General features: G+C 58.5%; 22 protein-coding genes. 9 read left to right on the top strand and 13 right to left on the bottom strand.

Features of this window, described 5'->3' with window-relative positions:
* Nucleotides 1-9 precede the first annotated feature (9 nt).
* Genes EOI86_RS10385 through EOI86_RS10395 form a run of 3 tightly spaced genes read left to right on the top strand, consistent with a single transcriptional unit; the run spans nt 10 to nt 3,935 of the window.
* On the top strand, nt 10-954 hold the full coding sequence (locus EOI86_RS10385; RefSeq protein WP_127764979.1) for an NAD-dependent epimerase/dehydratase family protein: 945 nt from the start codon (nt 10-12) through the stop codon (nt 952-954).
* A 33-nt stretch (nt 955-987) separates the two neighbouring features.
* Nucleotides 988-1,722, top strand: a complete 735-nt coding sequence (locus EOI86_RS10390; protein WP_127764980.1) for a sugar phosphate nucleotidyltransferase — start codon at nt 988-990, stop codon at nt 1,720-1,722.
* Nucleotides 1,719-3,935, top strand: coding sequence for a glycosyltransferase family protein (locus EOI86_RS10395; RefSeq protein WP_127764981.1), 2,217 nt, complete (start codon nt 1,719-1,721; stop codon nt 3,933-3,935). The genes EOI86_RS10390 and EOI86_RS10395 overlap by 4 nt, the downstream gene beginning before the upstream one ends.
* Here EOI86_RS10395 and EOI86_RS10400 read toward each other — a convergent pair.
* Complete coding sequence (locus EOI86_RS10400) at nt 3,932-4,873, bottom strand: hypothetical protein (RefSeq protein ID WP_127764982.1); 942 nt, start codon at nt 4,871-4,873, stop codon at nt 3,932-3,934. The genes EOI86_RS10395 and EOI86_RS10400 overlap by 4 nt on opposite strands.
* 337 nt (nt 4,874-5,210) lie before the next feature.
* Between EOI86_RS10400 and EOI86_RS10405 the strand changes: the two genes are divergently transcribed.
* The 3 genes from EOI86_RS10405 to EOI86_RS10415 are packed head-to-tail and all read left to right on the top strand — an operon-like array spanning nt 5,211 to nt 9,507.
* Nucleotides 5,211-8,165 (top strand): B12-binding domain-containing radical SAM protein, encoded by a 2,955-nt coding sequence (locus EOI86_RS10405; RefSeq protein ID WP_127764983.1) that lies wholly within the window; start codon nt 5,211-5,213, stop codon nt 8,163-8,165.
* Nucleotides 8,162-9,022, top strand: coding sequence for an SDR family NAD(P)-dependent oxidoreductase (locus tag EOI86_RS10410; protein ID WP_127764984.1), 861 nt, complete (start codon nt 8,162-8,164; stop codon nt 9,020-9,022). The genes EOI86_RS10405 and EOI86_RS10410 overlap by 4 nt, the downstream gene beginning before the upstream one ends.
* Before the next feature lie 47 nt (nt 9,023-9,069).
* Complete coding sequence (locus EOI86_RS10415) at nt 9,070-9,507, top strand: TIR domain-containing protein (RefSeq protein ID WP_127764985.1); 438 nt, start codon at nt 9,070-9,072, stop codon at nt 9,505-9,507.
* Between the two features lie 81 nt (nt 9,508-9,588).
* Here the strand turns inward: EOI86_RS10415 and EOI86_RS10420 are convergent, their stop codons facing one another.
* The 3 genes from EOI86_RS10420 to EOI86_RS10430 all read right to left on the bottom strand — a co-directional run bounded on the left by EOI86_RS10420 (nt 9,589) and on the right by EOI86_RS10430 (nt 14,443).
* The gene (locus EOI86_RS10420) at nt 9,589-12,261 is read right to left on the bottom strand and encodes a motility associated factor glycosyltransferase family protein (RefSeq protein ID WP_127764986.1); all 2,673 of its coding nucleotides are present in this window, start codon (nt 12,259-12,261) and stop codon (nt 9,589-9,591) included.
* 183 nt (nt 12,262-12,444) lie between these two features.
* On the bottom strand, nt 12,445-13,500 hold the full coding sequence (locus tag EOI86_RS10425; protein WP_205032122.1) for an alpha-ketoacid dehydrogenase subunit beta: 1,056 nt from the start codon (nt 13,498-13,500) through the stop codon (nt 12,445-12,447).
* The gene (locus tag EOI86_RS10430; RefSeq protein ID WP_127764987.1) at nt 13,481-14,443 is read right to left on the bottom strand and encodes a thiamine pyrophosphate-dependent dehydrogenase E1 component subunit alpha; all 963 of its coding nucleotides are present in this window, start codon (nt 14,441-14,443) and stop codon (nt 13,481-13,483) included. Before EOI86_RS10430 ends, EOI86_RS10425 begins: the two co-directional genes overlap by 20 nt.
* A 171-nt stretch (nt 14,444-14,614) precedes the next feature.
* On the opposite strand from EOI86_RS10430, the gene EOI86_RS10435 reads away from it, so the two are divergent.
* Nucleotides 14,615-15,634: a GHMP family kinase ATP-binding protein gene (locus EOI86_RS10435; RefSeq protein ID WP_127764988.1), complete on the top strand. Its 1,020-nt coding sequence runs from the start codon at nt 14,615-14,617 to the stop codon at nt 15,632-15,634.
* A gap of 23 nt (nt 15,635-15,657) precedes the next feature.
* Nucleotides 15,658-16,671 carry a beta-N-acetylhexosaminidase gene (nagZ, locus tag EOI86_RS10440; RefSeq protein ID WP_127764989.1) on the top strand — a complete coding sequence of 338 codons (1,014 nt, stop codon included), beginning with the start codon at nt 15,658-15,660 and terminating at the stop codon, nt 16,669-16,671.
* 10 nt (nt 16,672-16,681) lie between these two features.
* On the opposite strand, the gene EOI86_RS10445 is transcribed toward nagZ, so the two are convergent.
* From EOI86_RS10445 to EOI86_RS10475, 7 genes are all read right to left on the bottom strand, one after another.
* Nucleotides 16,682-17,164 (bottom strand): MerR family transcriptional regulator, encoded by a 483-nt coding sequence (locus EOI86_RS10445; RefSeq protein ID WP_127764990.1) that lies wholly within the window; start codon nt 17,162-17,164, stop codon nt 16,682-16,684.
* Between the two features lie 91 nt (nt 17,165-17,255).
* On the bottom strand, nt 17,256-17,558 hold the full coding sequence (locus EOI86_RS10450) for an integration host factor subunit alpha (RefSeq protein WP_127764991.1): 303 nt from the start codon (nt 17,556-17,558) through the stop codon (nt 17,256-17,258).
* Nucleotides 17,559-17,743: 185 nt separating this feature from the next.
* On the bottom strand, nt 17,744-18,721 hold the full coding sequence (locus tag EOI86_RS10455; RefSeq protein WP_127764992.1) for a beta-ketoacyl-ACP synthase III: 978 nt from the start codon (nt 18,719-18,721) through the stop codon (nt 17,744-17,746).
* On the bottom strand, nt 18,718-19,767 hold the full coding sequence (plsX, locus tag EOI86_RS10460) for a phosphate acyltransferase PlsX (protein WP_127764993.1): 1,050 nt from the start codon (nt 19,765-19,767) through the stop codon (nt 18,718-18,720). The genes EOI86_RS10455 and plsX overlap by 4 nt, the downstream gene beginning before the upstream one ends.
* A 132-nt stretch (nt 19,768-19,899) precedes the next feature.
* Nucleotides 19,900-20,082: a 50S ribosomal protein L32 gene (gene rpmF, locus EOI86_RS10465; protein WP_127764994.1), complete on the bottom strand. Its 183-nt coding sequence runs from the start codon at nt 20,080-20,082 to the stop codon at nt 19,900-19,902.
* A gap of 135 nt (nt 20,083-20,217) precedes the next feature.
* Nucleotides 20,218-20,805: a DUF177 domain-containing protein gene (locus EOI86_RS10470; RefSeq protein WP_161973775.1), complete on the bottom strand. Its 588-nt coding sequence runs from the start codon at nt 20,803-20,805 to the stop codon at nt 20,218-20,220.
* 1 nt (nt 20,806) lies between these two features.
* Nucleotides 20,807-21,475, bottom strand: coding sequence for a ubiquinol-cytochrome C chaperone family protein (locus EOI86_RS10475; protein WP_127764996.1), 669 nt, complete (start codon nt 21,473-21,475; stop codon nt 20,807-20,809).
* A gap of 232 nt (nt 21,476-21,707) precedes the next feature.
* Between EOI86_RS10475 and EOI86_RS10480 the strand changes: the two genes are divergently transcribed.
* Nucleotides 21,708-22,205 (top strand): outer membrane protein assembly factor BamE, encoded by a 498-nt coding sequence (locus tag EOI86_RS10480; protein ID WP_127764997.1) that lies wholly within the window; start codon nt 21,708-21,710, stop codon nt 22,203-22,205.
* A 186-nt stretch (nt 22,206-22,391) separates the two neighbouring features.
* Here EOI86_RS10480 and EOI86_RS10485 read toward each other — a convergent pair whose 3' ends face one another.
* Together EOI86_RS10485 and EOI86_RS10490 are read right to left on the bottom strand one after the other, a co-directional pair.
* The gene (locus EOI86_RS10485) at nt 22,392-24,464 is read right to left on the bottom strand and encodes a sodium-translocating pyrophosphatase (RefSeq protein ID WP_127764998.1); all 2,073 of its coding nucleotides are present in this window, start codon (nt 24,462-24,464) and stop codon (nt 22,392-22,394) included.
* Between the two features lie 240 nt (nt 24,465-24,704).
* Nucleotides 24,705-25,970 carry an MFS transporter gene (locus EOI86_RS10490; RefSeq protein ID WP_127764999.1) on the bottom strand — a complete coding sequence of 422 codons (1,266 nt, stop codon included), beginning with the start codon at nt 25,968-25,970 and terminating at the stop codon, nt 24,705-24,707.
* Between the last annotated feature and the right edge of the window lie 3 nt (nt 25,971-25,973).

Raw genomic sequence — 25,973 nt, forward strand, 5'->3', positions numbered from 1 at the left:
GATGGGCAGATGGCGGATGGACAAAAAATCCTGGTGACGGGCGCTGCGGGATATCTGGGGTCCATCCTATGCGAGCATCTGCTGGACCAAGGCCATGAGGTCACGGCGGTCGACAGTTTCGCGCATGGCATCCCTTCCCTCGCCCATCTTTGCGCCAAGCCGGGTTTCGACCTGTTGCGAGCAGATGTGCGTGACAGCGGCACGATGAAGCCGCTCTACACCAAGCATGATGTCGTCATTCCGCTGGCCGCCCTGGTCGGCGCACCGCTTTGCGCGCGGGAGCCGGAGGCCGCCGTTTCCGTCAACCTCACTGCGGTCGAGACCATGCTGTCGGTATTGGGTCGGGACCAGCGTATACTGATGCCAATCACCAATTCCGGCTATGGCATCGGGTCGAAAGACGGCTATTGCACCGAAGAAAGCCCGCTCAACCCGATCTCGCTCTATGGCCGAACCAAGGTCGACGCCGAGGCCGCCGTGCTGGCCCATGGCAATGCGATTTCGTTCCGCCTGGCGACCGTATTCGGCATGGCGCCGCGGATGCGTCTGGACCTGTTGGTCAACGATTTCGTCCACCGCGCCGTCACCGACCGTTCCATCGTGCTGTTCGAGGCGCATTTCCGCCGCAACTACATCCATGTGCGCGACGTGGCGCGCGCTTTCCTGCACGGATTGGAAAAATTCGATACCTTGCGCGACAATGTCTTCAATGTCGGTCTGTCCGACGCAAACCTGACCAAGCGGGAGCTGTGCGAAAAGATCAAGGAACAGGTCCCCGCCCTGCAGATTCTGGAAGCGCCTGTTGGCGAGGACCCGGACAAACGCGACTACCTCGTCTCCAACGCAAAGATCGAAGCGACGGGCTATGTCCCGGCCTATAGTTTGGAAACGGGGATCGCGGAACTGATCATGGGATACCGGATGATCAACGCGAAACGGTTTACCAATGTCTGACGCATCGCTGCTGCAACAACGCCGGACGGTATCATGACGGCGCTGCCGCCAGTTCTGATCCTCGCCGGCGGCAAGGCGACGCGGCTGGCCGACGTCCTGCCCGAATTGCCGAAAATACTGGCCCCGGTGGATGGAGTTCCCTTTCTGGATATCCTTTTGAACCGGCTGTTGCGGCAAGGTTTCACACAGGCCCATTTCTGCCTGGGCGTAATGGCGGAACAGGTCATCGACTATCTGATGCGCGCGGATATGGCCGATCTGCGGGTAACCGCCAGCATCGAAGACCGCCCCCTCGGCACCGGTGGAGCGATCCTGAATGCATTGTCCCCCACCCGCGGGCAACGATTCTTCGTCCTGAACGGCGACAGTTTGATCGATTACGATCCGGGCGCGATGCTGGCCCGGCACACCGAGATGCATAAGGAAGCCGGCGTCACCCTTCTGACGACCGCCGTTGCCGATGCCGCGCGTTTCGGAACGGTCGCGGTCGAAGACGGCCGTGTCACCCGGTTCGGGGAGAAGTCTTCCGATGGTCCGGGACGGATCAATGCCGGTGTCTATTTATTTGACCGGGGGATGTTCGACCCGCCGTACTTCGAAGATCGACGGTATGACGGATCCGACATTTCGCTGGAACGGCAGATGCTGCCACACTGGGTCACCCAGGGCCGCGTTGCCGATCATCCCGTCTCCGCGCCGCTTCTGGATATCGGCACACCGGAGGCACTGGCCGGCGCCGCCGGCTTTCTGGGGCCCATTTCCGGATGAACCAATCCGCGCAGGATGCCTTTGAACGGGCCGATTATCAGGCTGCCGCCCGCCTTGCCGACGACCCGATCCTGAAAGGCCTGGCGCTGGTGATGATCGGCAACCCATTGGATGGCCTGCCATTGCTATCGGGCACCGATCCCGCAGATCGGCAAGTCCCGGCGGGCACCGCCGCCATCCTGGCTTTCGGTCACTGGCTGGGCGGTAATACAGCTGAAGCACGGACGATATTGAGCGCCCGTCGCGAAGACCGCTTGTGCGCAGCATTTCTGGATCTGCTCAAGGACGAACCGATCCCCTGTCTGTTTCAGACCGCCCGCGCACCGCTTTTGTCCTCATGCAAACAAGTCGACGGCTTCGCCGTCACCACCGTCGGATCAAGCGGTCAGGATTGCGATATCGCATTGGACGATTGCGACAATAAAACGCTTGGAAACACCCTGGATGAAGCCGCGTTCCTGTTCGGGTTCGACTTCGCGGGCCCGCCACCCCTTCGTGCGCCCGGCAACGACACGCCTTACCTGATCCATCTGACCGATCCCGACGTGCATGTGCTGACAGGACTGCATCCGGTTCGGGACTATGACCGGGCCATCGCCGGCACATCAGGTCAGGCCGCGATGCTTCGGGCAATCACCGGAACACCGACGGCGAGCGGCCCGTTGTTCGGCGGTTTGTCGGCGTTTCATCCCTCGCTGGCCGATTTCGGGCCGGCCCCTGACAATGACAGGAAAACCGACCTGTTCTTTTCCGGTTCCTACGGCACCCCAATCTATCACGAGAAACCGGCGCGCTTCTTCGCCGTCAGCCAAGTTCCCGAAGCCTATCGGATTGATCTGTTCGACAGTACGCGGCCCCTGTCCGATTATGCCGCCGGGTTGCAATCTGCCCGGTTTGCCTTGGTTTCGGTCCGGGCGCCCGGCAGCTTCAGCACGCGGGCCATGCAAGCCCTTGAATGTGGGGCCTTCGTCCTATGCGAAGCGGATTCCGGCGTTCTCGATTATTTCCCTGGTGAGGACTGGGGCGTTTTCACCTATCGCCCGGACCATATCACCGAGGACATTGCGGCCCATTTGGCCCGCTACGACGACTATGCCGAGCGACTGCGCACCCGATGGGGCGCAATCCGGCAGCGTCTGTCCGCCTTGTCCCCCGGCTCCCCCGCGGCGGAAGAACGGTGGCTGAAATACGCGGCCTTCCAGTCGCTTCTGATCCGCCATGGCGGCAGACCTTCAAGACGGCCCCGCAGCGCCGCCGCGCCGCTCGACTGGTTTACGGTGCGGGGTCTTCCGGCGCCGGCGCATGAGGCACCGTGGACGACCCGTTCCGCCGGCTATACGGACCTGGCCGTGAAGGCCCGCGGGGCCACGCCCCCGGCCGAATGGTTGGCGGAGGATGGCGGGTTTACCCCGTTGCGCGGCCATCCTGCACGGATTCCTGCCCTGCAACGCGACCTTAGCGGCGCGTTTCTTCGCTTGGCCGAAACCTGGCAGGCCCGCGACCGTCCCGGATTCGAAGCCGCGGCGGAGGCCGTTTGGGAAAACCGAGAGGGGTACGCCGGGCAAAGTTTGGACGGCATGGCGATCCCGGATTACTGGCTCGGCGTTTTCCTGAACCGATTGGGCCTGCCGCTCGGCCGTCTCTACGAGGAAACCACCACAACACGGATCAAAAATCGCACGGGCTCCGAAGCCTCCCTTCTGGTAGCCGCCTTGGGCATGGTCGGGGCCGAACGGGCCTGGGCCGGGGGCGACACCGCCGCAGCCGCGGAACGGGCCGGGCTGGCCGCAATGGTGGACCCGGCAAACCATGCGGCGACGGCGATGACCCTGCTCTGCGACCTGAAGCAAGAGCGCGCCTTGGAGTCCCAACCTGCACAGTTTGCGGACTATCCCTGGCACCTGCCGCGCGTCCTGGCATTGCTGGTGGAGAACACCGCAACGGACAGCCAATTGGCTGAGGGGAAATTGCACGCGGTCTATTTGCGCTTCGTTCAACGAATGCGCGACAGCCGTCCCCTCTTGTCGCCATCCAAAGTGCCCGCCGGGGCAGCCCGCTATCTGGCGTGGAAGCTGGGTATTCCGGCCGCCAGTGACGGCGATAGTATCCTGGACAGGCTGCGGCAGGAGGAATTGCTGCTGACCGACGCGTTCATTGCGACACGCTTGATCGCGGAACCGATCCTGGCCGCACTGAAAGCCCCGTCGGTCTAGTCTATCCCGATTTCCGCCAATAACGGCGCAAGGACGCCCGCCATCGGCCGCGCCTTGGCCAGCCGCTCACGCTCGGCGACGGCCCGGTCGGTAAAGTCGCCGAGCGCCAGTTGCGACGCGACGAAATCGACGACGGATCCGGATATTTCCGGCGCGTAGTCATGCAAATCGGAGGAGTCCGGACAAGCTTCGGTCAGGACCACGGAGTCATTGACGATGTGATAATAGAGCCGCGAATTGGATTCGTAGGGCCAGGATTCGTCCTGCCGGATATTGATCGCCAGTTTCGACCGCGCGACCAGATCATCCCGATGAAACGGCGCGGTCATCTGATGCGTCACGCCCATTTTGAAACCGGCGTTTTTCAATTCTTCAAGGATAGCGGCCCGATACCGGGTCATCGAGCCCGAATAAAAGACGTCGATGTCCTTTTCACTGTCCGGCAGTTGGCGCACCGTGGCGCATCTATCGGTATAGCCATGGGCGACATAGTTGACGACCGTATCGGGAAGATGGGCCTTGAAGGGTTCCACCTGCTGAAAGGCCAGATGCCAGACCGCATCCATCCGTGGCGCGAGACTGAGGAAGTTCCGGAACCGTTCGTTCAAAACCGGCCTATTGCGATAATTGTCCAGCCGCCGGTCCCAGGGATGCCCGGTATCGCCGGAATCCGTGGAGAAGTTGTTGAAGGTCCCATCGGTGACGATTTCCGTGCCGATGACGATCAGCCGGGTGTCCGACGTCCATTGATCCTCAAGCGCGGCGACATAGTCGTTCGTGAAGTTCTCGACAATGATGTTCACGAAGCCGGGTTGCAGATCCTTCTCGATATCCGCGCGATGGCCCAGATCCTCCAACCCGTGTTTCAGCATCATCAGGGTGTGCGAGACAGAAAGCCCGAAATTGTAGTGATTACCGTAGCCGATCTTGAAGTGCATCGATTGCGATTTCCCGGTTGTATGACGTGCCGCAGTCCTAGTCCGGACGAGGCGTCTTTCCAATACCGACTTTCAACGCCGCAACCACCTTTGCATCCGGCTCCCGAAGGAAAAGGATCGATTCTTGCAGCATGAAAATATCGGCGAGATTCGGATATCAGCGTTGCCGCAAATCGAACGGATCCGCCCCCATAAAAAATGAATAGCTTCCGAGACACGCGATTGGGTTACGCTTATGATCGAACACTTTTATAGTACCAGATCGACATGGAAGAATATGCGACCCTTTGAGAGCAGGAATATCGGCACTTAAATTACCGTTGAATGAGCAGCAAAGATGGAAATGACGGCAAAGAACATCCTTAAACTCAGTGATGGAATCAGTGAGTTCGAAGCCGAGGGGAAGAGAGTGTTCTTCTCTCCCTACCGCCTGTTCAACCTGATCGACAGAGAAACCGAGGCCTTTTCCCGGCTCTGTGAAGAATTGGCCGGCTTTTTGCGCTCCCAAGAGCGGCTTTATGTATACGCCCGTACAACCTTCTTTCGGGACCTTCAGCAGGATTCACCCGCCCTGGCATCGCTTGACGTCGAATTTATCGATGAGTCCGGGCTGGCGGCGCTGGCCGACGATCACCCAACCGGTTTACCGACTATTTTCATCGCGGAGATCGATGCGCGGGACTATTTCGACATGCAGTTGGGCATCAAGAAACTGTTCCGGGCACAGCCCACTGTCCTGGATTTTTCCTGTCTCACCACGATCTGTCCGGAGCAAATCCCTTATTACTGTTGGGGCAATTCCTCCCTGAGCGTTTATCCACTTGAAGTGCCGAAGGTCGAAATTCAGCCCGGTCTGGACCTTCTTTTGTTGGATTGCCCGGCACGAAATCTTTCGCTCATGCCGAATGGGCTTGCCTATGTCCACAACGCCCTAAAGAAGACGACCGCGAATTTCCAAACGCTCGATCTGGATATCATCACCTATCACAATTACCACATTCACAGAATTCACAATCTCTGTGACTCGGTAGTTCTGCCTTCCGGTCTGGAGATGCCGGAAGACCCTTGGCAAGCGGCGCATTACGACATCTGGTTCATGTCGGAGGTCATCGATTACTTCGGGCCCGTCATCAACGAGGTCGCGGACAAGATTGTCGCCGCGCGCCCGAAGATACTCGCCATGTCCATTCAGGCATGCAACGAGACGTTTTCCAGACGCCTGATCAACATCGTACGGGCCAGGTCACCGGAAACGATTATTCTGTTGGGCGGCTATAGTTGTTACAATGCCGATATCGGTCTGAGGGCCTTCCCGGAAGCGGATTACATGTGTGTCGGCGAAGCCGACCTGTCGATCGGCCCCCTGGTGGAATCCTTGATCCGGGATGAGCATGTCGCCAACATGCCGGGCGTCATATCCAGGAATGACGATACGAAAATACCGTTCATTCCTGCACCCATGCAGCATAATCTGGATGAGCTGGATTTCCCCAAATACGAATGGATCGGCACCGATATCTATGTGAATTTCAACGGGTACCGCCTGACGCCCGTTATCGCGAGCCGGGGGTGCCGTTGGGCCCGCTGCACTTTCTGCGCCGAACGTTTTTACTGGCGCATCCGTTCGCCCAAGAATTTCGTCGATGAACTGGAATGGCTGGCTTCCAAAGGATGCCACCTGTTCATGTTCAATGAAAGCGACCTGAACGGCCACCCCGAAATGCTGCTGGCGATCTGCGACGAAATCATACGCCGCGGGCTAAAGGTTCTGCTCACAGGCCAGCTTCGCATTCACAAGAAATGCACCCGGGCCTATTTCGACAAGCTCAAGAAGGCAGGGTTCGTCGCCCTCCGCTTCGGTGTCGATGCATTCTCCGCAAACGCACTTCGGTTACAAAAGAAGGGCTATACGACGGAGACCATTTCCAATGTCCTCAGAGATTGCCATGAAGCTGGGATCGCATCGGAAATAAATTGGGTGATCGGTGTTCCGGGGGAAACCGAGGAAGACATCGATGAGGGCATCGATCTTATACTGCAGAACAAGAAATACATAAATCGGCTGGCAAATATCAATCCGCTGATTCTTTCGAACGGCAGCGTTTACTGGCTGGAACCCGAAGAACACAATATCAAATTCAGATTGCCACAGGAAGAACTGTATAAGCGCTACTTCCGAGCAATTCCGGCGCATCTTTGGTATTCTGAAGAACCCTATATCGATGCAAACGTCCGCAAGAGATGGTTTGAGAAAATCCTTCTGCGATTGCACGAAAGCGACTTCACGATCGGCGACTGGGCCAAACGCGTGATCGAGGACGTGGTGGAGAACAAGGACGTTCATCGCGTCGCGATTCCGCAGCCTGAGACGGAGCACAATGAGCACGTCTTGCCCAACCCCGTCTTGAGGGAGAACTACAAGGGGTTCGATATCTACGAACTGTCAGACACGTTCTACGCCGTGCCGGAAAACATCGAGGACGTGTCTTTCCTGATGACGGGGGTAATGAAACCGGGGGTCATCACCGACCTGACCGAACAAGCCGTCAAGAGTATCATCGACGAAAGTTTGGATTGGGCCAATTCACGCAGTATGTATCGAAAACGCATCAGTGAAGACACCAAGGGGAAGCCGGAGCTGAGGCTGTCCCCGTTCATGAAAGACGCAGCCTTCTTCGAATACGACGGTTTTTTTTACGCGGTCTCTTTGGCAGATACTGACGCAAAAGCCAGTGCCGATACGGTGCGTTCCTGCAAGGTCGTCGAATACAAGGTCGCGAATTGGTTCGGCCGGCTGATTACCCGAACGGACAATTACAAAATTATCGGGTCGGACAGTGATTTCTATGCCGTACCTTTGTCGGTGCACCGTATGGAAGCGCACATGGTCAATGACTTGAAGAGGTATGGCATTCGGTCCTTTGCCCATTTGGAAGACGCCGTCCGATTTGCCAAAGACATGGCAGCGCAAGCGCCCCAAAATGAGGGGAAGACAACGAATGCGCATGCCGACGAGAATGACGGGAATATGCAAGAAGCATTCGGGCCGGCATTCGGAAACTTCTTCGAACAACCGAAACTGCTGGAAGAAGTCGATAGCTATCTCGTTATCGGCTATGAGGGGTTTGTCTACGGGCTGCCGAAACAGTATGGCGACGTTGATCTGACCCAGGTGGACGTCATGACCTGGCCCGGTGTTTTGCGCGACGTTTCGAACGATGCGGTGATTGAGCAAATTCTGGAAAAGCGCCAAACGGAAATGGTTTACGGGCGGGCCCAGGTAAGGGTTTGAGGACCTCACTCCCCCAGCAGGACCTCGCCTTAGAGGGCATGCGCGACCATCGTTTCGGTTTGTCCCCGAAGGCATGGCAGCGGTTTCGCGGGCTCGCCGCGTTGGTTACCGGCGCCGGCACGGGTTACGGACAGGCAATTGCAACAGCACTTGCGGGCGCCGGCGCGAATGTCATTCTTGTCGGCAGGCGGCGGGAAAAGCTGGAGGAAACCGCAGAGAAGTGTCGGGAGAATTCGGAGCCCTCTGTCGATACTCTGGTTTGCCCAACCGACCTATGCGACTTCAACAGCCAATTGACGATGCTGGACTGGGTCGAGCGAGAGATGAATCACCCCGCCCTGCTCGTAAACAGCGCCGCGTTGCCGTGTGCGAGGGATATCGCCAAACCGGTGCCCCTCTTCTCCTACGGTGTCGAGGAATGGGAAAAGCTCATGCGAACCAATGTGACCGCACCATGGTTTCTGAGCCGGGAATTCATCGCGCGATTTCACGACAGTAACCCGATACGGATCGTCAACATGACATCTCGGGCCGGTTGGTCGGCAAAGGGTTCCGTCGGCCCATACAATGTCAGCAAAGCCGCCTTGAACAATCTGACCATGTCCCTGGCCGAGGAGGCCCGCATGCAGTTTCCGGGCGCAGATATTCAGATCAACGCCCTTAATCCATGGGAAGCCCGAACCGAAATGAATCAAGGATCAACGGCCAAACCGGAAGAAGTTCTACCCATGACGCTTCTTCTTCTTGCGCAACCTGCCGGCGGGCCGTCCGGATATTTCTTCTGCCGAGACGGCAGGCATGATCAATTCACCGACACACTGCCATACGGGAAAGACCTGGCCGCTGAATCGCGATAGACGGCACAACGCAAACTGCAATATTCGGGAAAGAAGAAAATCGACACATGGCAGAAACGCGCGAAAAAAAGATCCCCGTTTTCATTACGCATGCTTGGCGCTTTCACGATGATTGGAACCGCCTCGCTCAGATGATCGAGCAGTTTCCCGGCAGCCCCTGGGTCAACTACAGCGTCCCGTGGTACGATCCGGCGATCCGTGTTCATTCCGACGCAGGAAAAGAAAAACTGACCTCGATCCTGCTCGCTCAGATCATACCCGCGAAGTTTCTGATCTTTCTGTGCGGTCCCTATTCCGCGAAAAGCGCGCATATATGGTTCGACAAGGCCGTGGATATCGCGCTGGAGCGGAACAAGGAAATCCTCCTTCTACCGGGATACGCGACCCAGGAGTATCTCGCGCCCGATCGCATCGCGGATGCGCGCCGCATTTCCTGGGACCTGGAGAAAGTGCATAAGGAAATCGTCGATAATTATGCGCTGTAGGAAACACGGTTTCTTGGCGCGCCGGAAGCGTAGGCGGCGTCAGTTTAGCGCCTGCGGCCACGTCCTAGGGGCAGCTTTTTTCTAGAGCCCTTCCCATTGTGCATTTGGAAATTCAACGCGGCAGAAATCTTTGAGTTTCTTTTTCTCGTGCTCGAAATCGCCGGACAGCGCGAAGTCCTCGTTACCGCATCTAAAAGAATATTCGAGATACAGGTCTATGTACTCTTCCAGCCCGCCGCGATCTTTCCTGTAACACTGCAGGCGGTCGTGTTTGTCATGGGACATGGACATCAAATGCGCGGGCAGCATCTTCGTTTGAAAATTCTTACGGGAGAAGAACGTCTGCGAGCATTGCCCGCATTTCAACGACGGCATCACCTGCATCGGCGTGCGGATGACGTTATCGACTTTCAACTCTGTCGCCCCGCAATACGGACAAGAGTCCCAATACCCCGGAATCGAGGTCTTGTTGACGAAATCGAAGAGTGGTTCAAGTTCCTCCGAGTCTTGCGGAAATTGGCAAAGATACCAGCCGATCGTTTCCTCGACGGTCCAACAAGGGTCTGCCAGAAGCGGCAGCATCGCGCCCAAGTTCCGCAGAACGCCGTCCGTATCGAAGTCGAAAAGAGCTTCCCACCAACATCTGTACAAGCCATACAACTCATTCGTCGAATGCTCGGAATCGAATGTCATAAGGCCGGTACCGGCGATCGAACGTTCCGCTTCTAGCCGAAAACGGGCCATCGTTCTGATCAGGGATTCACACAGGAAACGAAGGCCTTTTTTCAGAAAAGAGCCTACGCTATCAGCCGACTGCGTAACGAAATATTGGCGTAGGATATGAAAAGAGTACCTGCATTCCTCTCGAATGAGGGTCGCCGCGCCGAGGTCTTTGGACGACACGGTATTTATCCGCTCGAATGACTCTTCAAATGCGTCGACGACGAGGCGGTCCATATCGGCCAATGGGATATTAGGGTATAATTTTTCGGTCTTTGCTTGGAATATTGACACCAAGTCGAGAACCAGTTTTTCCGACTCCTGAAGCATGGCGGCGGCATTGTCGATGAAAGCCGCCAACTCGGTTTCACCGAGTGTGACGTAGTTCAACCCGGCCAAGGGTGACAAGCCGCTCTCGCGCGCCAATTCGACGTCTCGGCAATGTTCCCTCACCAGGGCGAGGAAGCGTGCTGGATCGAGTACAGGGTCTGCTTTGGCAATAGCCGCCCCTTCTCCGCAATTGTAAACAAGCGTTTCCGACTCATTTTGCAACAGCAGACGATTGGTCAGCGAAAGCATGAAAGCCCAATTGTCGGTCGTTTGAACATTGCGGCCATCGTTCCCGGGAATGGAGCGCGAGTCCGGCGGCTTGATGAACCCCGGATTCTTTGTGGTCCAGGCCTTGTGATTATAGGCGACATTCTCGACGTGATGCGCGCCGTCCGCACTATAGGCGTAGTCGACCCCGGCAAGAAAAATAGCCGGGGGATTCAATGTCAGGCATAGGTTAAGGGCGCTGTTTACAGCCGTGCCGCCACTTTCCGGAAAAGGCTCCAGAATTGGTCTCAACGCATGAAGAACCATATCCCCGGTACGATTGAAAAAATAGACATCGTCGAACATGTCGCTGACCTGTCTATCGACGGACACAGATGCGACCAACGTCGTCTGCTTGAACGCATCGGGATTTTCGACCGTGGACAGTTGATCCACGACCATCGGCGTGTTCTCGAGCTCAAAATGCAGATCCGGATACAATCCGGCCTCGGCGAGAGGCTTCAGCGACGTTCCGGCACCTACCAAAATCACGTCTTCCCGAATTTCCGCAAGAGCTGGAATGAATTGCGTAAGCGACGGACCGCTGCCGGCAACAACGACGGGCTTTGAAGATTTTTCATTCGTCTTCGACGGCGCGATGAAAGAATAGCGCGGTCGCTCCTCGTCAGTCTGGCCATGCGCCTGGTGCACGGCCTTGCGAAGATTATCGCAGATATTCCTTAGATGAATGGATTCGTCTTCCGCCCAACCGTTGTATCCCTTTATGGAATTGAACTCTGAGACGATGCTCTTGTAGAGCGTCAGTTCCCGGTCCAAGTCGTAGTGCGGATAGAAATAACTTCCCGGAAGCAACCCAATGTCTTTCTCGCGCAAATATGTGGAAAGCGCGATCGAGAGCATTCTCTGATCGTCCGACATAAGGAATTTCAAGGTGGCGCGCTTTTCTCGCAACTTTGATGCGACCCGCACCCAATCCGTAAACCCGAGGGACGCCTGTAGGAAATCTATGTAATAGTCGCAAATAACAAAATTCTGACAATTGAGCTTATCAATCAAAAACTCCACATGCCGCCCCGTGCCCAAGCCGACGATGACGGCAAAGCCATTTCGGGTTTCGGTGGAAAGCGCATGCTCCCCAGTATAGTTCGCCCCTTCCAAGTTTAGCAGTTGGTTTTTTAGGAAGTGTCCAGAGCGGGCCTTGCCTAAGGCCTTCTTGGAATCGAACGGGATCAAGTAAATAGGCTCTGCCAAATTTACCCTGGTCGGGTTCTGAAAATAGTCGCGGAGTTGTTTTGATATGACGGTCTCGGCATCGGGATGATAATGCGGCCGTCCTTCTATGAACATGTTGTGCCGGGTACCGTCGGGGTCCACCGGCAAGATCTCCACGCCGCACGGCTCTTTCCGGCGGAGAAATTCATAATGCTCCGGACTGAGATACGGTTTGAGCGCTTCAAGATTATCGTCATACAGCATTATTATTGTCCGTCGGGTAAGGCTGCGGAAAACAGAAGTATTTCAAATCTTCCTGTAACGCAGTGCACGCCCCTCCATCACGGCCCCCCGTTATGTCACCCATCCTCCGTGGACGTTGCAGCCGCGAGCAATCAGCAGAATGCGCCTGAAACGGCGTTGCGTGCCCGACGCCGAACCCCATCCTCAAAACGGCCCCTTGAAAACCGGGTCCTGCTGCATGTCCTCGGCCATGGCGGCGAAGGGCGGTATGGACGCCTCCGGCACGGCAAGGCGCATGGCGGCCACGCAGATGGTCACGGCATCGGGGTAGAAGGCCTTTTCCAGCGACGGTGTCGTCGGGCATGGCGTCGGTGCGAAGCCGATCCGCGCCACCTGGACGCCGGGCACGCGCTCGGCAACAGCGGCGACGATCTCAGCCGATGCGCCGCAAGCGGTCCAGGCGGCATCCGCGACGATAAGCCGGCCGGTTTTCTCCACGGATCGGGTGATCAAATCCATGTCCAGCGGCGCAAGCCAGATCGGATCGATCACTTCGGCTGAAACATTCGCCTGTTCCAGCAAGGCCGCCGCCTTCAAGGCGTCATGCAGCATGTTCGATATCCCGACGATGGTGACATCACCGCCTTCCCGGCAGACCCGCCCCTTGCCGATGGTCGAGGCGCCGGCGGAGATATCCACCGGGCCTTCACGGTTGTAGAGCAGGCGGTGTTCGACGAAGACGACCGGGTTGTTGTCGGCAACAGAGGCCATCATGCAGGTCATCGCATCCTGCGGCGTGGCGGGGGCGACAACGTGCAGCCCCGGAATATGCATGAAAAGGCTATGCAGGCCCTGGCTGTGCTGCGCCCCCTGCCCCCAGGATTTCCCGATGATGCCACGCGCCACCATCGGCACCGTCACCTGGCCGCCGAACATGTAATGCGCCTTGGCGGCGATGTTCACCAATTGGTTCATGCAGAGCAGCAGGAAGTCCATCCGGATATGGGTGTGGATCGGGCGCATTCCGGCCATGGCCGCCCCAATGGCAACGCCGGTCATCGCATCTTCCGACAACGGGGTTCCGAAACACCGCTTTGCGCCGAATTCTTCCGCCAGCCCCAAAGTCGTCCCCTGAATGCCCAGGTGGTCGTCCACATCCAAACCGAACAGGAAGACGTCGTCGTCCGCCCGCATCGCACGCGCGATGCCCAGGCGCACGGCCTCCTTATAGGCGGTCATGTCAGGCATAGGCGCCAACATTCAGTTCACCCGGCTGCGGGAAGGGGCTGGATTCGGCATAGGCGACCGCCTCGGCGATAATAGCCTCAACCTCCTCATCTATGGCTGACCGCATATCGGGGGCCAAGGCGTCGCCCAGGCGCGCTACCTCGTCCTTGCCCCGCCAGTGCGCCGCTTCGCCGGCATCGCGATAGTCCTGATCGTGGTCATCGTTCGGCCCGACATGTTGAAGCCATCGATAGGTCGGGCATTCAGCGAAAATCGGCCCTTCTGACGCCCCCGTGCGGATCGCCTCGATCCGCTCCGCCGCCCAGGCCCGCAATACGATTGTGTCCATATCCTCGAAGCGGTGGGTCTCCACACCATATCCCTCAACCCGTCGGCAGAGATCCGGTTGAGCCCAACGATTGGACAGTGGCGAATGAATCGCCAGGCCGTTGTTCTCACAGACGAACAATATCGGTAGGCCATGCAGCGCCGCGAAGTTGAGGCTTTCGGGGAAAACCCCCTCCTCAGTCGCGCCATCGCCCAGGAAACAGACCACGACGCGGTCTTCGCCCCGCATCTTGATCGCCATCGCATAACCGACGGCCACGGGAATAGTGGTTCCGACCACCGCTGAGGCGCCCAAAATACCGTTATCCATGTCGACCAGATGCATGGATCCCGCGATTCCGTGGGCGACCCCGTCCCGCTTGCCATAAAGTTCGGCCATCATGCCGGACGGCGACCCGCCTTTGGCGAGAAATGCCGCATGCCCGCGATAGGTCATCGACACCACGTCCTGGCGCCGCAGCGGATCGCAGAAAGCGACGGAAATCGCCTCCTGCCCGATGGAGAGGTGGACCGGGCTCTTGATCTTGTCACTGGGATAAATCTCAGCCACGACTTCTTCCATCCGGCGGATCAGTCGGATCTTCCGATAAAGCCTTGAAATCAGATCATTGTCGAAATTTTTGCTCATGGGTTTTCGTCTACAGGGATTCAGCCGATGGTGGCCAGCAGGCATGGCCACCCTCTCAGCAAACCTTTGCCACGGAACCGAAGGCACGGATATAGTGAAACACGTTGAAACGCGACGGGCAGAAGCCCGATCCACCCAAATGATTGGACATCTCAGAAGAGATCGCCGCAGATGATTATTGCCCGAACCCCCTATCGCGTCTCGTTTTTCGGCGGCGGAACGGATTATCCCGCGTGGTACCGAGAGCACGGTGGCGCGGTCATCGGCACCGCGATAGACAAATACTGTCATGTCACGATCCGCCACCTACCGCCGTTCTTCGAACACAAACATCGCATCGTCTATTCCAAGGTCGAGACGGTCGACGCTATTGAGCAGATTGAGCATCCCAGCGTCCGCGCGGTCCTGCAGTATCTGGACATCCACAAGGGCGTCGAAATCCATCACGACGGCGATTTGCCCGCCAGGACCGGCCTTGGGTCCAGTTCGTCCTTCACCTGCGGCATGTACAACGCCGCCTCCGCCCTTCTGGGCCGGATGCACAAACCGGCCCGACTTGCCGATGAAGTCACCCATATCGAACAGGATCTGATCGGCGAGAATGTCGGCGACCAGGACCAAATATGGGCGGCATACGGCGGAACGAACTATGTCGACTTCAAGCCGGATGGATCGCGGACGGTTACGCCGCTGGTGATATCGGCAGAGCGCCGCCGCGCCCTGGAAAGCCACCTAGTCCTGGTCTTTACCGGTTTCGCGCGCTATGCGGACCAATACGCCAAGAACCAGATCGACAATATTCCAAAGCGTCAGGCCCAGTTGAAAAACATCCAACAAATGGCCGATGAAGCCTTCAACATCCTGATTTCCCCGAACCGGGATATTGCCGAATTCGGCCGGCTGATGGGAGAATCCTGGCGCAACAAACGCGAAATCCATGAAACGGTTTCGACCGACAGGGTCGACGAGATCTATCAAGCCGGCATCGACGCCGGGGCCTATGGCGGCAAACTGTTGGGCGCCGGCGGCGGAGGCTTCATGCTTTTCGTCGTGCCCCCCGAACGCAAGCCAACCTTGCTGAGCGCACTCGCAGACCTCGTTCCCGTCGAGTTCAAAATCGGGGCGCCCGGCAGCACCATTGTCCTGTACGAACCGAACGGGTGGGATACAGCCGTCAACGCCGCCCCCTAACCGGCACGGAGCAATAATCAGAGATGCCTGCAAGTAATGTGATTTATGGTCTGGAAGAAACCATGCCGACCGCGCAGGAACGCGCTTTCTTCCGCGACATGGATCCTTTCGGCTACATTCTGTTCGCACGGAACATCAAGGATGCCGAACAGGTACGGGCCTTGACCAAAAGCCTGCGCGAGATCAGCGGGCGCGATGACCTACCGATCTTGATCGATCAGGAAGGCGGCCGGGTCCAACGCCTGCGCGGGCCGCATTTCCGGGAAGCCCCGCCCGCGGGCGCAATCGCGGAACTGGCCCTGATTGACGAGAAACAAGGGCTGCGCGCTGCCTATCTTCATGCGCTTGGGATTGGGGTGCAATTGCGGGACCTCGGCATCACCGTCGACTGTGCGCCCTGCCTGGACCTTCGGTTCGAGGGGGCAAGCGACGTGATCGGCGACCGATCATACGGCAATGACCCGGAATTGGTCGGAAAACTGGGCCGCGCGGCGATCGACGGCTTCCGGCAAGCCGGCGTCATGCCGGTCATCAAACATCTGCCCGGGCATGGCCGGGCCTTGGTCGATAGCCATCATGGTCTGCCCGTGATCGATACCGGCCTGGAACTCTTGGCGAAGACTGATTTCAGGCCATTCGCCAATTGCCGGCAAAAGACCTGGGGAATGACGGCGCATCTTGTCCTCACCGCTGTCGATCCCGACCGTCCGATCACGCAATCGGCAACCGGAATTCAGGAAATCATTCGGGACAGGATCGGTTTTGACGGTCCGTTGATGACCGACGATCTTTCGATGAATGCCCTGACAGGTGAAATGGCCTATCGCGCGGATAAGGCCGTCGCGGCCGGGTGCGACCTGCTTCTACATTGCAACGGCAAATTCGACGAGATGGAATCCGTGGCCGAAGCGGTCGTCCCGCTTTCAGGCAAGGCCCTTGAACGGATCAAGGGCGCGCCTATTCCAAAACAGGCGGCACATCCGGGACTTACCGAGATCGAGGCTGAGTTGTCGGACCTGCTTGCACGGACGCAATAGCGGTCGGCGGTTAAAGCGACGCCCTGATTTCCTTCAATTCGGCCAGGACTTCCCTTAAAACCGTTTTCGTCGCGGCCGGCATGCCCGGCGGTGGCAACGGGAACAGCGACCCTTGCGGTCCGGTATCTTCCGGTACGGGCGCTGCCGCCTCTACCGGGGCTTCCGTCGGCGCGGTATTGACTTCGGGTTCGGCAAGCAACCCTTTCGGGCCTTTTTCGCGCAACAGTTTCTGTACGCCGCGGATCGTATAGCCTTCGGAATACAGCAGATCGCGAATGCGGGACAGAAGCTGAACATCCTCCGGCCGGTAGTACCGCCGGCCGCCAGCGCGTTTCATCGGTTTTACCTGGGTGAACTTCGTTTCCCAGAAGCGCAGGACATGTTGCGGAATATCGAGCTCCGACGAGACTTCGCTGATGGTGCGGAACGCGGCGGCGGACTTGCCGCCTTTCGGTTCAGTTTGACCACCCTTGGCTGCGGAGTTTTCTGCCATAGTCAATAATTGTCCCAGCTCAATAACTGTCCTACTGCGCCGCGACGTTTCCATCCGGCTACAAACCTATCCAATCCGGCTATACCGATGGCTAGTCTTTCAGATTCGCGTTGATTCTGTTCTTCAGAACGTGACTCGGCCTGAAAACCAAGACTTTGCGGGGAAGAATCGGTACTTCCTCACCCGTCTTGGGGTTCCGGCCGATCCGCTCGCCCTTCTGACGGACGGAAAAACTGCCAAACGAAGAAATCTTCACCGACTCTCCACGTGTCAGCGCATCCGACATCTCCCCCAGAACCGCCTCGACAAGGTCCGCCGATTCATTCCGGGAAAGGCCAACTTCCTGGTATACCGCCTCGGATAGCTCCGCACGGGTAACCGTCTTCTCCACCATATTCTCCCCCGCCGCCTTTGCAGGACTGTGAAAGAGCCGGGTAGGTCGGGATTACCCCCCAAAACCGCCTCGGCGTCGTTGCGCAAAACTTTGGCTATTTCATGAGGTTAACGTCGGGCTTTACCGAGGTCAACGAGAAGCTCCGAACGGAAAACGATTGTTCTCTCGGACAGAACTACCAATCGTTACCAGCGCAGAATCGCCGAACCCCAGGAGAAGCCCCCGCCCATCGCCGTCAGTGCCAGCAGATCGCCCGGTTTGAACAATTGACGCTCGAATCCGTGGGTCAACGCCAGCGGTATTGTCGCGGCCGATGTATTGGCATGGTTCTGCACCGTGACGATCACTTTTTCATCCGGCACGTCCAGCGTCTCGCCGACTTTAGCGATGATCCGGCTGTTGGCTTGGTGCGGTATCAGCCAGTTGATGTCTTTCAGCGTCAAGCCATTTGCTTCGAGTCCCGTACGAACAGAAGACGCCATGCTATTGACAGCAAAACGAAATACTTCCTGGCCCTGCATCCGAACATGGCCGGATGAAGCGTTCGTCGCCGGGCCGCCGTCAACATAGAGCTGATCGTAGCGCGTACCGTCGGTATAAATATGTGTGGAGAGAATGCCGCGATCGGCGTTGCTGCCCGCACCGTCCACCGCGCGCAGAACCGCCGCGCCAGCGCCGTCGCCGAACAGGACGCAGGTTCCCCGGTCATTCCAATCCAGGATGCGGGAATAGATTTCCGCCCCGATCACCAGAGCCGTCGTTGCCTGCCCCAGCCGCAGCATATTGTCCGCCATGGCAAGGCCGAAGACGAACCCGCTGCAAACAGCCTGAACGTCAAATGCCGGGCCCTTGGTCACGCCCAATTGGCTTTGAATACGCGCGGCCGTTGCCGGAAACGTATTGTCAGGGGTGGTCGTGGCCAGCACGATCAGATCCACGTCTTGCGGTTTCACCTGCGCCGCCGACATGGCCCGCAAGGCCGCTTCCCGGCCCAAATCCGAGGTCAGTTCCCCGTCAGCCGCGATATGACGCTGCTTGATGCCGGTCCGTTTGACGATCCAGGCGTCCGAGGTATCGACGGTCTTCGCCAAATCGTCGTTGGTCAGGACTCTTTCCGGAAGGTAGCTGCCGACACCGACGACCTGGGACCGAACTATACTCATTGTGCAGCAGCCTCCCGCGCGGCCTCGGAATCGACCTGCAAGCCTTCAAAATCCGCCTTCATCGCATCGATGAAGCCATGTACCGCCATATCCGCAGCGACGCCGATGGCGTTCGCGAAACCGATCCCGTCGGTGCCGCCATGGCTTTTCACCACGATCCCGTTCAAACCCAGAAAGACCGCGCCGTTGTAGCGTCGCGGATCCAGGCGCAGGCGCAGCTTGTCGATCGACCGGCTGGCAAACAGATAGCCGATCTTGGCCATCAGGCTGCTTTGGAAAGTCTCGCGGATAAAGGTACTGATCAGTTTGGATGTTCCTTCCACGGTCTTCAGCGCCACATTGCCCGTAAAACCGTCGGTCACGATGACATCCACCGTGCCCTTAGAGATGTCGTCACCTTCGACGAACCCCTTGAATTCAATAGGTAGATTGCTGTTGCGGATGGTGTTGGCCGCGGCCTTCACCTCCTCATTGCCTTTCAATTCCTCGACCCCGATGTTCATCAGGCCGATCGTCGGCTTGGCCAGCCCAAGGACGGTTCTGGCGAAAACCTCGCCCATCACCGCGAATTGCACCAGGTTTTCGGCGCTGCATTCCACATTGGCGCCCAGATCGAGCATGCAGCTTTCGCCGTTCATGGTGGGCAGGACAGAGCAGATGGCAGGCCGGTCGATACCCGGCAAGGTGCGCAGTCCGAACATCGCCATCGCCATCAAGGCACCGGTATTGCCCGCTGACACCGTACAGGAAGCCTCACCGGACTTCACCGCATCAATGGCGAGCCGCATGCTGGACTGCTTACCGTTCCGCAACGCCGCCGACGGTTTGTCATCGTTGGAAATCGCCTTGTCGGTGTGACGAATTTCGACGCACCCTTTCAGCAGGGGCTGCGCCTCCACCAAGGGGCGAAGCCGGGCTTCGTCGCCGAACAGCAGAAAATAGGCATTCGGCAAACGCTCGCGCGCAATCGCGGCGCCTGCAACAACAATATCGGGGGCGTGATCGCCCCCCATACCGTCCAGCGAAATTGTTAGCCGATCCGCCAAAGCGTTGTCCCGCCGCGTGCCTTGTTCTTGTGCCTTGCAGGGCCTTTTCCGTCCCTACAAGGAGGCGTTCCGGGCTCATGCGTGCTGGTTAGCGTCCTCGCCCAACCAACCGGACGCCTTATGAACAGGCAATCAGAGTCCGGCCGCTTCCACAACCTCGCGGTTGTCGTAATGACCGCAGGATGCGCAAACGTGATGCGGGCGCTTCAGCTCACCGCAGTTCGGGCATTCGGCATGTGCCATGCTTTTCAGTGAATCATGAGCCCGGCGCATATCGCGACGCGAACGGCTCACCTTTCTTTTGGGTACAGCCATTTTCTTCAACTTTCGACAAATGAGAAACGAGCGGCTTCTTAGAGGATTTGATCACCGACGACAAGCCGCCGCATGCAATAGAACAACATGCGCGGACACCCGTACGGCGATCCACCCTCTAACCGTGGCGGTGCTTTAATCCTTACGCTTCAGTTTTGCAAGCTCTGCGAACGGACCGCTGGGGGCATTGAGGGTAACGACTTCCGCGACCTTCTTTCCGCCATCGCCATTCAGCAGGTCCTCGACCGCGACCCCCGGGGCGCGTGGATAAGGATCGAGCGAAAGGGAAAGGTGTTGCACGGCCAGTTCCCCGATATCGATCCCCCGGTCCTCGAAAGGTTCAACGGGATCGTCGTCTTCCAAGGTCAGTTCGATATTCACCACGTCATCAACCGCGCCGAATTCTGCTTCGAACTCTTCGGCGACCTCTCCCTCGACAGGCTCCAGCGATACGACGCAGGCCTGCACGACCTTGGCGCTAAACGTGCCGGTGGCCTTAACCCCGCGCCCACCGCCTTTGGTCGGGCGCAGATGCACCTTCGCTTCGAAAGACGGCAGACCCAGCAGGCCCAGGCGCTTTGCAATCGCCATACGTTCGGATTCGGTAGGCGCAAGGCGCACGTAGCGTCCCTCACCCGGTAACGAGTCCGGATCGACCCAGACGCTGAACTCCCGTTCCTCGACCGGAACGGCGGCGCCCTCTTCTTTCTCGTGTTCAGTCATTTCAATTTCCTGTTCCGGGCCGCGGCTCGGGGAAGGACACCTGGCCGCCCAAAATGGCGGACGGGTCCTGTGCCGCAAGCGCGGCCCTGGCTTCCAAAACATAGCGCGTCAGCCCTTCCTGGGCAGACGCAATACCAGGCGATGCCGGCAGAACGCCGGAATCGGGGCCGGAATCGAGGCCGAAATCGGGGCTTTCCCCGGCCTTGGAAACAGAATCGGACACGGTCCCCGACCCTTCCAAAACCGCGCCACGATAGACGTTTCGCCCCAGGGCATCGGCCAAGTCTTCCACCGGAGTGGCGCCGTTCAGGGCCTTCTCATAGGTCTCAAACCGCCCATACAGCGCGTCGATCATGCGATGGATCTTCTTCGGAACGCTCAGGTCACCGACGCCGATTTCCCGCAAGGAATTGTCCATATCCGCGAAATGTTCCTCCAGCATCGCCCGCAAGACAGGGTTCTGTCGGTCTTCGCGCGGGAATCGATTCAGTATCAGGAACAGGTGCAGCACGATCATGTCGAACCGACCATCTACCGTATCGGGCACCTTCATCACAGTATAGAAGACCGGGCGGCGCGCCTGATCCACCACCGCCGCATAAAGCGCGACAGCGCGGGAATCGTGGCTATCCAGGTCTAGAAAGCGTCGAATGGCGCGCAGCAGGGGCATATGGGTCTCAACGGATCAGAGGGACAAGCATTCTGGCATGGCGTTCCTGAATTGACACAAACAGGGGCCGGTGCGAGTTTGCCCACCAAATCGTCCCTAAACGCGGCGGGGTCAAGGTCCCGGCACGGAAAACATTACGGGAATCGTGTTGGATGGCGTGTCCGGCGATCCCATATGCACCGGGTCGGCCCCTGTATACCTTTCAAATGAAGAAGCACCAGTTGACCGGTCCATGACGAAACGATCCGCCTCACCTTCCCGAACCAGCCGAGCCAAAATCGGCAGACATGCGCGCCTTTTGGCCAGTGTCGCAGTGATCGCGCTTGCGGCCACCGCCTGTACGCCCAAGACGGCCCTGCGCGGAAATCTGCCGCGTCCTCATCAGATCGAGCAACTGGAAGTCGGGAAACAACGCAAAACCCAGGTCGAATCGATCATGGGAAGCCCGTCCGTGATCGGCACGTTCGACGACAACATCTGGTACTATATGAGCCGCCGGACGGAGCAATGGGCCTTCTTCCCGGAAGAGGTCGTGGAGCAAAAGGTCCTGGCGCTGTATTTCAGCAATGAAGGCGTCCTGCAGCACGTTGAAACCTATACCGAGGACGACGCCCGCGAAATCGCCACCAGCAGCCGGACGACGCCGACCGCCGGTAAGGAACTGGGGGTTCTGGAGCAAATCTTCGGCAATGTCGGCAAGTTCGGCGGCAACCCGGATACCGGTTACTAGCCGCGTTCGGCTCCTACAACATGAACCGGCAGGTCGGATTCTCCGCTGGCCGCCCCTGGCCACCCCCCTGCCTGCCCCCCTGCCTGCCATTGCAAAGAAAAGCCCCCGAGGCATCGCCCCGGGGGTTAGTTTTTTTTCCGGGCTCCGGCGAACCGGGCCCGTTCGATTTGTCGCCTTACGCGCGGTTTAGTGCGCGAGTGCAGCCAGAAGCAGGATCGCCACGATATTGGTGATCTTGATCATCGGGTTCACAGCCGGACCCGCCGTATCTTTGTACGGATCGCCAACGGTATCCCCGGTGACCGCGGCCTTGTGGGCCTCGGACCCTTTACCGCCGTGGTTGCCGTCTTCGATGTACTTCTTGGCGTTGTCCCAGGCACCACCGCCCGCCGTCATCGACAGCGCGACGAAGAGGCCGGTGACGATCACGCCCAACAGCAAGGCGCCGAGTGCCGCGAAGGCAGCCGCCTGGCCGGCAATCGCGTTGATCACGAAGTAGATCACGATCGGCGAGAAGATCGGCAGCAGCGACGGGATGACCATTTCCTTGATCGCGGTCTTGGTCAGCATGTCGACGCAACGGCCGTATTCGGGCTTGGTCGTGCCTTCCATGATGCCCGGCAGTTCCTTGAACTGACGGCGAACCTCGACCACGACAGCACCACCGGCGCGGCCGACGGCGGTCATGCTCATCGCGCCGAACAGATAGGGCAGCAAGCCACCCAGCAATAGACCGACCACGACATACGGGTTGGAGAGCGAGAAGTTGACCTTCACGTCACTGAAATAGGCATCCAGATCCGACGTATAGGCCGCGAACAGCACCAGCGCGCCGAGACCGGCGGAACCGATCGCATAGCCCTTGGTGACGGCCTTGGTGGTGTTGCCCACTGCGTCCAGCGCATCCGTGGTGTTGCGGACGCTATCGTCCAGCTCCGCCATTTCAGCGATGCCGCCTGCGTTATCCGTCACCGGACCGTAGGCGTCGAGCGCGACAACCATGCCGGCCAGGGCCAGCATCGTGGTCACCGCGATGGCGATGCCGAACAGCCCCGCGAACAGATAGGTCACGATGATCGCGGCGCAGATCAGTATCGCCGGGATCGCGGTTGCTTCCATGGAAACGGCAAGACCTTGGATGACGTTCGTGCCGTGACCGGTTTCAGACGCCTTTGCGACCGAACGGACCGGACGGTATTCCGTCGAGGTATAGTATTCGGTAACCCAGACGATCAGGCCCGTCAGGACCAGGCCGGTAATCCCACAATAGAACAGATCCATGCCGGTGAAGGTCGTCCCGCCGATGGTCAGTTCCGTGGCCGTGCCGATGGTCATTTCCGTGATCGGATACAGCGCGATCGCCGATAGCACCGCCGAAGCGAAGAAGCCCTTATACAAAGCCCCCATGATGTTCTGGCTGCTGCCCAACCGGACGAAGAAGGTCGCGATGATCGACGCGACCAGGCAAACGCCGCCGATTGCCATCGGATAGATCAGCATTTGTTCCAGGTTCGGGTCGTTGCCGAGATACAGCAGGGCCAGGACCATTGTGGCGCCGATGGTGACGACATAGGTCTCGAACAAATCGGCCGCCATGCCCGCGCAATCGCCGACATTGTCGCCGACATTGTCGGCGATAACCGCCGGATTGCGGGGGTCGTCTTCCGGGATGCCGGCTTCGACCTTACCGACCAAATCCGCGCCGACATCCGCACCCTTGGTGAAGATACCGCCGCCGAGACGGGCGAAAATCGAAATCAGCGATGCGCCGAAGGCCAAGCCGATCAACGGGTTGATCATGTCGCGGCCGGTGGCGCCCATGCCGTCGAGGATGGCGTAGTAGACGGCGATGGACATCAACGCCAAGCCGGCGACCAACATGCCCGTCACCGCACCGGAGCGGAACGACATGCTGAGGCCCGCGGCCAGGCTCGTCCGTGCCGCTTCGGTCGTGCGCACATTCGCGCGAACCGAGACCAGCATGCCAATATAGCCGGCGGCGCCGGACATTATCGCGCCGATCAGGAAACCAATGGCCGTCGTAAGGCCAAGCGATAGAAACAGGACGACCGCCACGATGACGCCGACGATGCCGATCGTCGTGTACTGGCGGTTCAGGTAAGCGGATGCGCCTTCCTGAATGGCCGCCGCAATTTCCTGCATGCGCTCGTTGCCAGCGCTCGAGGCGATAATGGCGCGCGATGTGAACAGTCCGTACAGGACCGCTAACACACCACAGCCGATAATAAGGTAAATCATTTTGCTCTGACCCTTCCCAAACTTGAAGTTTGATCCCGTAATGGGATTCCCGTGCGACGGTCTTTTTGCCGCCTGAACATCCCCAATCACGGGGTTTTTTGCCCTTCGCCGTCTGCCTCCAGCAACAGGGTTACAGTGACCGTCGCCCCGACCAAAGCCGGGGCGCAAGCCGCAAAAAAGCTACGGTAACGCGGAAATTTAGGCAAGTAGAGGAATTACCCCCGCACCGCGGGGGGCCGATCAGGCCAAACGGGTGCCGTCAGGGCGATAGAAACGCAACCACAGCGCCGCCAGGAAGACGACGAGCACCGGTCCAATGATCGCCATGTTGACTGCATCCCAACCGACCAGATTCTGAAGCATCCCGGCCGACAGACTGGCCACGCTGACCGATCCGAAGACCATGAAATCATTGAGTGCTTGAACCTTATTGCGCTCGGACGCGGTATAGGTTCTGGTCAACAGGGTCGTGCCCCCGATGAACATGAAGTTCCATCCCACGCCAAGCAGAAGAAGCCCAAGCCAGAACTCCTCGATATTCACGCCGGACAGGTTGACCGCGACACAGCCGATATTCAGCGCGGTGCCGAGTTTGATGATGTTCAGCACGCCAAATTTGCGAATCAACGAACCGGTAAAGAAGCTGGGCGCGAACATGCCAAGCGCATGCCATTGAATGACGAAAGCCGTGTCGGCGACGCCGAAACCACAGACCTGCATGGCCAGCGGGGTGGCCGTCATGACAAACGACATCACGGCATAGCCAAGCATCGCCGCGACGACAGCAACGACGAAAATCGGCTGTTTCGCGATCTGGCCCAACGGACGGCCGGATTCCCGCCGCTGTTCCGGCGGCAGGTTCGGAATTCGGATGAATTGCAGGATACCGACGGTTATCAGGCACAAGACGATCACCACCGCATACGAGCCCGCGAACATGACGGGTGCCAGAAGATCCTGACTTTCCCGCGCCAATGTGGGTCCGACCACGGCGGCGATGACACCGCCCGCCATGACCAGCGAAATCGCCCGCGGGCGAAAGGCCTCGCTGGCGGTTTCAGACGCTGCGAAACGGTAATACTGCCAGAACGCGTTGTGGACGCCGATCATCAACCCACAGGCGGTGAACATCCAGAAACTGCCTTCCAGAATGGCGTAGCACGCGAGCGCCGCGCCGCCGGCCCCAATGAACTGACCGATCGTGAAGCCTACACGGCGACCGACGCGGCGCATGAACATCGATGCAGGGATCGTCGCCATCATGGTCCCGATGAACTGCATGCTGAGCGGCAAGGTCGCCAAGCTCTCTTCCGGCAAGGTTCCCAGGAAGGGCAGCGTTACCGTGGCGTTCGGGTCGGCGAGCATTTTGCCCGTCAGCGCCGAGATGACCATGTTGAGGCTGGTTCCAGACATGCTGCACGCCAAGCACAACGACAGCAGGATGACGTTGCGCTTGGTCGGGTCCGAACCGGAAAAGGCCGAACGCGTACCGGACAAAATAGACATGGG

Origin of the sequence: Hwanghaeella grinnelliae (assembly GCF_004005845.1) — a bacterium.
Taxonomy (GTDB): Bacteria; Pseudomonadota; Alphaproteobacteria; order UBA8366; family Aestuariispiraceae; genus Hwanghaeella; species Hwanghaeella grinnelliae.

Coding starts and splice junctions, on each gene's coding strand:
- EOI86_RS10385 (WP_127764979.1), top strand. CDS start 10: ATGGCGGATGGACAAAAAATCCTGGTGACGGGCGCTGCGGGATATCTG.
- EOI86_RS10390 (WP_127764980.1), top strand. CDS start 988: ATGACGGCGCTGCCGCCAGTTCTGATCCTCGCCGGCGGCAAGGCGACG.
- EOI86_RS10395 (WP_127764981.1), top strand. CDS start 1,719: ATGAACCAATCCGCGCAGGATGCCTTTGAACGGGCCGATTATCAGGCT.
- EOI86_RS10400 (WP_127764982.1), bottom strand. CDS start 4,873: ATGCACTTCAAGATCGGCTACGGTAATCACTACAATTTCGGGCTTTCT.
- EOI86_RS10405 (WP_127764983.1), top strand. CDS start 5,211: ATGGAAATGACGGCAAAGAACATCCTTAAACTCAGTGATGGAATCAGT.
- EOI86_RS10415 (WP_127764985.1), top strand. CDS start 9,070: ATGGCAGAAACGCGCGAAAAAAAGATCCCCGTTTTCATTACGCATGCT.
- EOI86_RS10420 (WP_127764986.1), bottom strand. CDS start 12,261: ATGCTGTATGACGATAATCTTGAAGCGCTCAAACCGTATCTCAGTCCG.
- EOI86_RS10425 (WP_205032122.1), bottom strand. CDS start 13,500: ATGTTGGCGCCTATGCCTGACATGACCGCCTATAAGGAGGCCGTGCGC.
- EOI86_RS10430 (WP_127764987.1), bottom strand. CDS start 14,443: ATGAGCAAAAATTTCGACAATGATCTGATTTCAAGGCTTTATCGGAAG.
- EOI86_RS10435 (WP_127764988.1), top strand. CDS start 14,615: ATGATTATTGCCCGAACCCCCTATCGCGTCTCGTTTTTCGGCGGCGGA.
- nagZ (WP_127764989.1), top strand. CDS start 15,658: ATGCCTGCAAGTAATGTGATTTATGGTCTGGAAGAAACCATGCCGACC.
- EOI86_RS10445 (WP_127764990.1), bottom strand. CDS start 17,164: ATGGCAGAAAACTCCGCAGCCAAGGGTGGTCAAACTGAACCGAAAGGC.
- EOI86_RS10450 (WP_127764991.1), bottom strand. CDS start 17,558: ATGGTGGAGAAGACGGTTACCCGTGCGGAGCTATCCGAGGCGGTATAC.
- EOI86_RS10455 (WP_127764992.1), bottom strand. CDS start 18,721: ATGAGTATAGTTCGGTCCCAGGTCGTCGGTGTCGGCAGCTACCTTCCG.
- rpmF (WP_127764994.1), bottom strand. CDS start 20,082: ATGGCTGTACCCAAAAGAAAGGTGAGCCGTTCGCGTCGCGATATGCGC.
- EOI86_RS10470 (WP_161973775.1), bottom strand. CDS start 20,805: ATGACTGAACACGAGAAAGAAGAGGGCGCCGCCGTTCCGGTCGAGGAA.
- EOI86_RS10475 (WP_127764996.1), bottom strand. CDS start 21,475: ATGCCCCTGCTGCGCGCCATTCGACGCTTTCTAGACCTGGATAGCCAC.
- EOI86_RS10480 (WP_127764997.1), top strand. CDS start 21,708: ATGACGAAACGATCCGCCTCACCTTCCCGAACCAGCCGAGCCAAAATC.
- EOI86_RS10485 (WP_127764998.1), bottom strand. CDS start 24,464: ATGATTTACCTTATTATCGGCTGTGGTGTGTTAGCGGTCCTGTACGGA.
- EOI86_RS10490 (WP_127764999.1), bottom strand. CDS start 25,970: ATGTCTATTTTGTCCGGTACGCGTTCGGCCTTTTCCGGTTCGGACCCG.